Origin of the sequence: Paenibacillus ihumii (assembly GCF_001403875.1) — a bacterium.
Lineage (GTDB): Bacteria > Bacillota > Bacilli > Paenibacillales > Paenibacillaceae > Fontibacillus > Fontibacillus ihumii.
This window is the reverse complement of record NZ_LN884299.1, coordinates 4,104,107-4,112,046: the sequence shown is the minus strand read 5'-3', so window position 1 is coordinate 4,112,046 and position 7,940 is coordinate 4,104,107. Positions and strand designations below refer to the sequence as shown.

Below are 7,940 nucleotides of genomic sequence, written 5' to 3'. Positions count from 1 at the left end.
AAGTGCAGCAATGTATGGAGCTGGCAGGTACTAATCGGTCGAGGGCTTATCCAAAAATACCCCAATAGTGGGGCTAACACGCAAATGAAGTTTCGTATCCAGTTTTCAGGTGATCAAACATCTGAATATGTTTGGTGGCAATGGCGGAGGGGTTCCACGCGTACCCATCTCGAACACGACCGTTAAGCCCTCCAGCGCCGATGGTACTTGGACCGCAGGGTCCTGGGAGAGTAGGACGTCGCCAAGCAAACTGAAGAAGCACTGTTGATATGTTGAATATCGGCAGTGCTTCTTTGTGTATCGTGGAGTTTTCAAGCGTTCTGGCAGTTTCACTGTCGGCATCTGTTTCGGAATTTGAAAAGGTCATAGTCATCACGCTCAGGCATGTTTAAGCATTAACTGCTGACGTGATTGCAGATGCAAGGTTAAACATGGATTGGCGGTCGGATCAGGAGATCAATGAAGAAGGGCTGGTATTGACCTACCATCATAATTCCAATCATTATCCGCATTATGAAGTGCTGACTCGTTCGCGAATGAAGATGCTGAAAAGCTTATTTACCCAGATGAACCAGACGGTTACGCCGGCCAAGCGTTATTTTGCGACGCAGCGGTTTGCCATGGATGGCCTGGACCGGGATAAGCACCCTTTAGTTGCAGAGATCGCTGCAAGGGTGGAGCAGTTGCTGCAAGCCCATCAGGCCTTTAGGGATTTTGACAAAATGCGGGAGCTAGGAACGGCCCGGCAGCTTGACACTACAGACTTATATTTCCTGTCCAAGAACCAGCTAAGCCAACAATATGAGCTGTATTATTGCAACCCGGCAGAAGGAATTATTGAGCTTGTGAACGAATATGTTGAATGTGATTGGTGGGAGAGAGCATTTGACTCCAATCTGGGGTTTCGTGATGGGGATGCAGCGTTGTTTGTTACAGCCAACATCAAGCGTTCGACGAAATTATTCGGGCGAGGCTATCGCCACAGCCTGCTTGAAGGAGGACGGATGACCGAGCGGATCATGAACTGCATGCAGGATTCGGAATGCACCCTCTCGCCAGTGATGACTTTCTTTGATAAAGCGGTTCACAGCTTGTTAGACATCGATGGTTACTATGAAGTTGTATTATCCAGTCTTATTATTCGAGAGGAGGTATAGCAATGTACGAATACAAATTTGTGAGAGTCGAGCTGAAGGGATTTATCGAGAATAAGCCGGTGGAGAATTACCAGGAGATCATTCATGATCATGCGCGGCAGGGCTGGAGGCTATTTCAAATCTTCGCACCCAGCACGCAGGGGTTCGGCACAGCCAATCATTTTGACTTGATCTTCGAGCGGGCCATTTAGTCCAATTAAAGAGCAACGAATCAAAAAGTTTATTCCAATTCTATGGAATAAACTTTTTTGTTGTGGAAGAAAGAAGGTGTTAGATAATGAATATGGATATAATTAATTAATTGGTAAATATCTTTGCCTGGGAGGTTGTCGTTTGGATAATTTCATGGACAAGATAGAGATAGAGCTAAGGAAAGGAATAGTTTGAAGCAATTTTTTCATGTGCCTCAGCTGTATGAGCAGACCCTACTATGCCTTGAAGATAAACTGAAGGAATCTATGCTTCTGGGGAAAATGACGCTGCTGCACTACCGCATGTTTGCGGGGGAGGACAATAAGGATATTTACCGGGCAGCCGCTGCTATGGAAATGATGATGCTTAGCTGGATATCATCGATGATTTACAGGACAAGGATAACGGCCTCATAGCATGGAATCAGATGGAGCCGGAAATTGCGCTTAATAAGGGATCGGGATATTAACTCTGACGGGTGAGCTCCTTCTATCCACGAGCTTTCCGCTCGAGCGCAAGCTGCAGGCCGCCCGAATCGTTAATTAGGGAATCCTGCTTGCCATTAATGGGCAAATGAGAGATTTATTGAATGATATTCATACCGAAGAGAGCTACATTGAGATGGTATCCGAGAAGTCCGCAGCTCTGATTGCGGCCGCATGCATGGTCGGTACCCTATTAGCGACAGGGGAGCGAAGCGAGGAGGTTAGACTGTATGCGGAACATCTCGGGATTGCCGCGCAAATCAAAAATGATATCCGTGATTTGTTGAATTGGGATCACAAGAATGATTTTCTAAATCGCAAGAGGACGCTGCCTACGCTGTACCTTATTCAATCCGTAGGGAAGGTCGCCTTTGTAGATATCAATTTGGACAATCTTCAGCAGCTATGCCTTGAAGAACCGCTTACTGACATCCATGATTCCATCAGAAAGTCATTCCAAGGGTCCTTGCAGCAGTTCACGGAAGGATACTAATCGTTGAACGGGGCATCTGCATTAACCGGGATCAAGGGCAAGGTGCTTCACGTATTGTGGCTGGACGACAAAGAGAATCGGACCAAATATAATACGGATGAACGTGAATGGTTAATGACTTTGGCGAACTATAGTGCCATCGTATATGAGAATCTGTATTTGATAGAGAGCTTAATAGAGGATCTTGAGGCGAAGCCTGTTTGAGCAGTCTGAAATTCGATCGAATTATATCGTTGATTTTCAGGCGGATGATTTCTCCGCTGAGCTGAACGACGAGCAAATGATTACGATCTTCAGGGTCGTCCAGGAGCTGCTGTGGAATGCCAGCAAGCATGCGAAGGCCTCCAAAATAATGATTTCGCTGGCCGAGAAGAATGGAATTCAACTGACTTATAAAGACGACGGGATCGGCCTTAAGCTGGAGGAGCAGAGATTCGGGTAAACCAGAGCAAGGAAGAGAGATCGATGGAAGAGGTATCAATCAACGAACGCGAGCAAGAGATTCTGCAGGAGGTCGCCAGCGGCAGCAGCAATAAGGACATCGCTTCGAAGCTATTAATGAGCCAGAGAACAGTAGAATATAATTTGACACGGATCTTTGAGAAATTGGAGGTCCGCTCCCGCTCGGAGGCGATTGTGAAAGCCAGGCGGCTAGGTTTGATTCATTCTAATGAATTCTTGCACCAATCAGAAAAATATCAACTATAAATCGCAATATTACCTCCTCAAAAACAGGCTCCGCATTCGATAGACTGAAAATGTAAACACTTACATTTCTGAAAGGGGTCTTGTGTAGAGCTAGCAAGGAATATCGAACACGATGAAGAATATTACAGGTAGAAGATGGTAGGGGAGGCAGCCTGCATTTATGAAGCTCCGTCGAAAAATCTTGCTGGCCATTATACTTCTCGTGTTCATCCCGGTTATATTGATGGGTGGCGTGTCGTATTACAGCTTCTCGAATGCTATGGAGAAGAAATCCAGTCACTTCTACTGGATCTCCCTGCTGGAAAGCGATCGGAAACTGAAATTCGCGCTGAATGAAATAACAACCATTTCGAATTCGGCGATTACTCAGGATGTCATCCAGCAGACGCTGAAGGTGCCGGAGGCGGGGGTTGGCTACGAGAGCAAGCAAGAGATAAGCAAATTATTCAATCATCCAATGATTACTTCGTTTGCACTATACACCGAGGACCAGCTGCTCTACAGCTCTAATGAATCTATGGCCTTTCAAGAGCTGGATAAGCAGAGCTGGTATAGGAAAATGAAAATGGCCGAAGGGAGGCCGGTGTGGATCGGACCCGGGGAGAACGGTTCGGTCCCTGCGGGGAACCCGGTACTCATTCAGGCTCGCGTGGTTAAGGATTACTACTCTTTAGAGGATATTGGGGCCCTCGTGATATATATCAAGCCGGACATTCTGGACCAGGTGTTCTGGGAAGCTGCTACGCTGAAGCAGGGAGATATTCTGCTGGTGAATACCCAGGGGAATATAGTGTTTGACAAGTCTGGTGAGCATATCGGGGAACAGACTTCATTTCCCTTCCTGCAGGACGGGTATTCCAACAGCAAAGGCTATTATGTAGATAAGTATCTTGGGGAGAAATCCCTTATTACCTACCTTCCCTCCCATAATAAAGACTGGGTCCTGGTGGCGATTACACCGTTTAAATTGATCGCTTCGGAATCTTTGTCGATCCGCAATATCGCTGTTATTCTCGTTCTGGTGTCTCTGGTGTCGGCGTTCCTGTTCGACCGTTTCTTCGTGCGCAGGCTGGTCAGCAGCATCATTAGCGTCGTGAACGGCATGAAGCGGGTGCAGCAGGGCATCTTCGTGCCGATCACTTCGAAGCTGTCGGCGGATGATGAGCGGGATCTGCTGGTGGACGGCTTCAACCGGATGAGCACGCAGATCAATGAGCTGATCGAGCAGGTCGAGACCGAGCAGAATCGCAAGAAGGAGGCGGAGCTGCAGGCGCTTGTCGCACAGATCAATCCGCATTTCATCTACAATTCTCTCGAATCGATCAATTCCATGGCTGTGCTGCAGGGGAACAAGAGCATCAGCAGGATGGTCATCTCCCTCGGCAAGCTGCTGCGGATCAGCATCAGCGAGAATCAGGAGCTGATTCCGCTCCAGATGGAGATGGAGCATGTCCGGCATTACATGGATATCCAGAAATTCCGCTTCGAGGATAAGTTTGCTTACGATATGCAGATTTTGGAGGAGCTGAAATACTATAAGACGCAGAAGCTGATCGTGCAGCCTATCGTTGAGAACGCACTATACCACGCGATCGAGCCGATGGAGGGCAGCGGCATGATTACGATCCGGGCGGAGGAGCAGGGCAGCGATATATTTATCTATGTGATGGATAACGGGCTTGGCTTCGACCCGGTAACGCTGCAGAATATGTGGAATAAGGATTGGGGCAATCTGAGAAAATACCGGGAAAACGGCGTCGGTCTCAAAAATGTTCATGAACGGCTGCGTATCCGGTTTGGCGGGCATTACGGCATTATGATCTGTTCATCCCCTGGATTCGGGTCAACGATTCGAATTCGGATACCTAAGATTGTTTCATAGAATAACAATGGTGGATAAGGGGGACAAGAGATGAAATGGCTGCTGAATTGGGGCTGGATACTGCTGTATATTACCGTTCTTGGCGTATCGGTCCTGCTGATCACGGCGGGAAATCGCGATCCGATCGAGGAGAATCAGAGCGATAAGCTCACGCTTACCTTCCGCCACTTCTGGACGAAGGAGCATGACCGGCCGATGCTGAGCATTTTTGAGGACGTGGTGGCGGACTATCAGAGGAATCATCCGAACGTTAAAGTAAATTTTGAGGGAATGGATCAGACCACGCATCGCGAGCAGCAGCTAAAGAGCGAGATGGTGACGGGGACGCCTCCGGATATGTTCGTATTATTCGGGGGAGCGGAAATCGAGCCTTATGCCCGGGCCAACCGCTTGATGGATCTAAGCCAGTTCGTGAAGGAACGGGGACTTCAGGGCCAATTTCGCGATCTGCAGCTGTGGACGTTCGACGGACGGGTATACGGGCTGCCGATTGAAGGCAATGCGGAGCCTTTGTATTACAACAAGACGATATTCAATTCCCTTGATCTTGAGGCTCCAAGCACATTGGCCGAATTGGATCAGGTCATAGAGGTGCTGAGGGATAACGGTTATATTCCGTTTGCGCTGGGCAATGAGGATCGCTGGCCGGCGGCGATATTCGCCCATTACCTTATGGACCGGTACGCGGGACCGGAGCTTATTCAGTCGCTGTCACAGGGGGAGGAAGGACTGGATTTCCGGAATGAGAAATATATGCAAGCCTATGAACATCTTGTTAAGTGGGTAGAGGCAGGAGCCTTTGCCTCCTCGGCTAACAGCAGTACCACGGAAGAGGCGATCGCCCTGTTTACGGCAGGCAAGGCCGCCATGTATTTGAACGGGAACTGGGACATCAATCTGTTTCACCGAAATGATGCGGCTGACAGCTCGGCCGCCAGCTTTCAAGATGAGGTCGGCGTCATTCCTTTTCCCGCTATGAGGCTTGGAGCTACTAAGTCTGTAGCCGGCGGATATACGATCGGCATCGGGCTGTCGTCCAATTTGGACGATGCCAAGAAGGAGGCGGCGCTTGATTTACTGGAAGGCTTCTATACGAAGGAGGTGCAGAGCCGGATTGTCTATGAAGGGCTGCGCCTGCCGTCGATTAAGCTGAGCTTTGATCCTGAGAAGACCGGACCGGTGTTTGCTCAGGTCATTACCTTGATGGAGCAGAGCACGCAGAGCTTTGTGCCGTACGACAATATTTTGTCGCCGGAGGTCAAAAGATCCTTCCTGAGGGGCGTCAAGGAAATGATCGGCGGCCAGATGGACGCAGGGGGGGCTCTGGAGGATTTGCAGCGCAGCTCAACGTTTTACTGGAATCAGCGGAGAAGTTCTTTACCCTTTAGGAATTCGGGAGGTGCCATGAATGGGTTCGACGGAAGAGAAATACAGGGTGATTCTGGTCGATGATGAGCCTATTATATTGCGCAGTCTGAAGGCGGCAATTCCCTGGGAGGAGCTTCATTTGGAAATCGCCGGGGAAGCCAGGAACGGGGAGCAGGCCCTTCAACTGGTGCGCGAAACGGCGCCGCATATGATTATTAGCGACATCCGCATGCCGGGTAAAGACGGAATCGCCCTGATGAAGGAAGTGCTGGCCGAGAATCCCCAGAGACTGTTTATTTTCATTAGCGGCTATGGCGAATTTGAGTATGCCCGGGAGGCGCTGCGCGAGGGAGCCTTTGACTACTTGCTGAAGCCGATCGATCATGACGAATTGATCGAAATGATTATGCGGGCCAAGAAGCATCTCAACAAGCAGCAAGAGAATGACAAGCTGCTTCATTCGGTGCAGATCTTGTCTTTGCTTGCCCGGGAGAGGCTGTTTGCCGAGCTCATTGAAGGAAATCAGAGCCCGCTGCAGCATATGCGCTGGCTGGAGAACAGTGAGCTGGAGCAGGGATATTTCATGGCCGTTGTTCAACTCGACCATTACTTGAAGCTGAATGAGCAATGGACGATTGAAGAGAAGCGCCTCTGGCTGTTCGCGATCCGCAACATCGTCAGCGAATGGTCGCTGAATCAAGGAGGGCTTGCGGCGTTTCCTTTTCACAGCGGAGAGTGGGTGCTCTTGTTCCCTGACAGGCTGAGCGAGCGCAAGGCGGGTCTCGGAAATGATTTGATCCGCCAAATCAAAGCGAATACGAAGCTGTCCTGCTCAGCGGGCTTCAGCCCGGGCATGGTCGGCATCGATCAGTTGAACGAGGCGTACCAGAAGGCGGTCAAGGCGCTGTATCAGCGGTTCTATTCGGGGGAGGAAGGGGTATACGTCTACTCGGACGATGAAGAGATCGCCATTGCCTCCGAAGTGAGATATCCGAAGCAAATCGAAGAATCGCTGCTGGAATGCGTGCGTAAATTAGACCGTCAGCGGATGCTGGAGCTTTTTGACGAGATGAAGAGCGAATTTGAGGCTCAGGCGCTTGCGAAGGATCAAGCCGAGCGAATGATCGTAGAGCTGACTATCGTGCTGTACCGGCAATTTGAAGCCATTAATTTGACGCTGGATTGGTCTTTGGAAGAATTGCTGCAGGAGATTCATGCCTTGCCGACGCTTAGCGAGATGATTGCGGTCTTGAAGAGCTGCTTCGGCGAGTGGATACTGCAGGGCAAGGAGAATTATTCGCGGGGAGATGTTCAGGCGGTCATAGCCAAGGCAACATCGTTCATTACTCATAATTATCACAAGGATCTTAGCATCGAGGAGGTCTGTGAGGTAGCTGAGCTGAGCATAAGCCATTTCTGCATGCTGTTCAAGCAGGTAACCGGGTATACCTTCCTGGAATATTTGACGAAGTGCCGTATCGATAAAGCCAAGTTTATTCTGCAGAACACGAACGTTAAGGTGTATCAGGTGGCTCCGCTGGTTGGTTATCAGGATCCCCGGTATTTCAGCCAGGTGTTTAAGAAAATAACGGGGAAAACGCCCTCTGAATATCGGGAGGAGGCCGGTTAAGAAGAGAGAGGATAAATTATTGCAT

At 49.5% G+C, this 7,940-nt stretch carries 10 protein-coding genes and 1 rRNA gene; all 11 read left to right on the top strand.

All coding sequences use genetic code 11. The annotated features are described in order from the left end of the window. Window positions 1-130: 130 nt before the first annotated feature. The 11 genes from rrf (at window position 131) to BN2762_RS25595 (ending at window position 7,915) form a co-directional block, all read left to right on the top strand. Window positions 131-247: ribosomal RNA gene (rrf, locus tag BN2762_RS25645) — 5S ribosomal RNA — on the top strand. A 184-nt stretch (window positions 248-431) separates the two neighbouring features. Further along, entirely contained in the window at window positions 432-1,157 is a 726-nt protein-coding gene (locus tag BN2762_RS25640; protein ID WP_055109824.1) for a nitroreductase family protein, read from the top strand. A gap of 2 nt (window positions 1,158-1,159) precedes the next feature. After that, window positions 1,160-1,348 carry a DUF4177 domain-containing protein gene (locus tag BN2762_RS25635; protein WP_055109822.1) on the top strand — a complete coding sequence of 63 codons (189 nt, stop codon included), beginning with the start codon at window positions 1,160-1,162 and terminating at the stop codon, window positions 1,346-1,348. A gap of 192 nt (window positions 1,349-1,540) precedes the next feature. Then, entirely contained in the window at window positions 1,541-1,765 is a 225-nt protein-coding gene (locus BN2762_RS25630; protein WP_055109820.1) for a hypothetical protein, read from the top strand. 157 nt (window positions 1,766-1,922) lie between these two features. Further along, complete coding sequence (locus tag BN2762_RS25625; RefSeq protein ID WP_074048696.1) at window positions 1,923-2,327, top strand: polyprenyl synthetase family protein; 405 nt, start codon at window positions 1,923-1,925, stop codon at window positions 2,325-2,327. 3 nt (window positions 2,328-2,330) lie between these two features. Next, on the top strand, window positions 2,331-2,531 hold the full coding sequence (locus BN2762_RS25620; protein WP_055109816.1) for a hypothetical protein: 201 nt from the start codon (window positions 2,331-2,333) through the stop codon (window positions 2,529-2,531). Beyond that, window positions 2,512-2,769: an ATP-binding protein gene (locus BN2762_RS25615; protein WP_055109814.1), complete on the top strand. Its 258-nt coding sequence runs from the start codon at window positions 2,512-2,514 to the stop codon at window positions 2,767-2,769. The genes BN2762_RS25620 and BN2762_RS25615 overlap by 20 nt, the downstream gene beginning before the upstream one ends. Before the next feature lie 23 nt (window positions 2,770-2,792). Continuing rightward, the gene (locus tag BN2762_RS25610) at window positions 2,793-3,035 is read left to right on the top strand and encodes a response regulator transcription factor (RefSeq protein ID WP_083485181.1); all 243 of its coding nucleotides are present in this window, start codon (window positions 2,793-2,795) and stop codon (window positions 3,033-3,035) included. A gap of 160 nt (window positions 3,036-3,195) precedes the next feature. Further along, on the top strand, window positions 3,196-4,917 hold the full coding sequence (locus BN2762_RS25605; RefSeq protein ID WP_055109811.1) for a cache domain-containing sensor histidine kinase: 1,722 nt from the start codon (window positions 3,196-3,198) through the stop codon (window positions 4,915-4,917). A 30-nt stretch (window positions 4,918-4,947) separates the two neighbouring features. After that, window positions 4,948-6,369, top strand: a complete 1,422-nt coding sequence (locus BN2762_RS25600) for an ABC transporter substrate-binding protein (RefSeq protein ID WP_055109809.1) — start codon at window positions 4,948-4,950, stop codon at window positions 6,367-6,369. Further along, window positions 6,326-7,915 carry a response regulator gene (locus BN2762_RS25595; RefSeq protein ID WP_055109806.1) on the top strand — a complete coding sequence of 530 codons (1,590 nt, stop codon included), beginning with the start codon at window positions 6,326-6,328 and terminating at the stop codon, window positions 7,913-7,915. Before BN2762_RS25600 ends, BN2762_RS25595 begins: the two co-directional genes overlap by 44 nt. Window positions 7,916-7,940: the final 25 nt, after the last annotated feature.

Excerpts from the sequence above, each read along its gene's own strand:
- BN2762_RS25610 (WP_083485181.1), top strand. The coding sequence starts at position 2,793 with ATGGAAGAGGTATCAATCAACGAACGCGAGCAAGAGATTCTGCAGGAG.
- BN2762_RS25605 (WP_055109811.1), top strand. The coding sequence starts at position 3,196 with ATGAAGCTCCGTCGAAAAATCTTGCTGGCCATTATACTTCTCGTGTTC.
- BN2762_RS25625 (WP_074048696.1), top strand. The coding sequence starts at position 1,923 with ATGAGAGATTTATTGAATGATATTCATACCGAAGAGAGCTACATTGAG.
- BN2762_RS25595 (WP_055109806.1), top strand. The coding sequence starts at position 6,326 with ATGGGTTCGACGGAAGAGAAATACAGGGTGATTCTGGTCGATGATGAG.
- BN2762_RS25640 (WP_055109824.1), top strand. The coding sequence starts at position 432 with ATGGATTGGCGGTCGGATCAGGAGATCAATGAAGAAGGGCTGGTATTG.
- BN2762_RS25635 (WP_055109822.1), top strand. The coding sequence starts at position 1,160 with ATGTACGAATACAAATTTGTGAGAGTCGAGCTGAAGGGATTTATCGAG.
- BN2762_RS25600 (WP_055109809.1), top strand. The coding sequence starts at position 4,948 with ATGAAATGGCTGCTGAATTGGGGCTGGATACTGCTGTATATTACCGTT.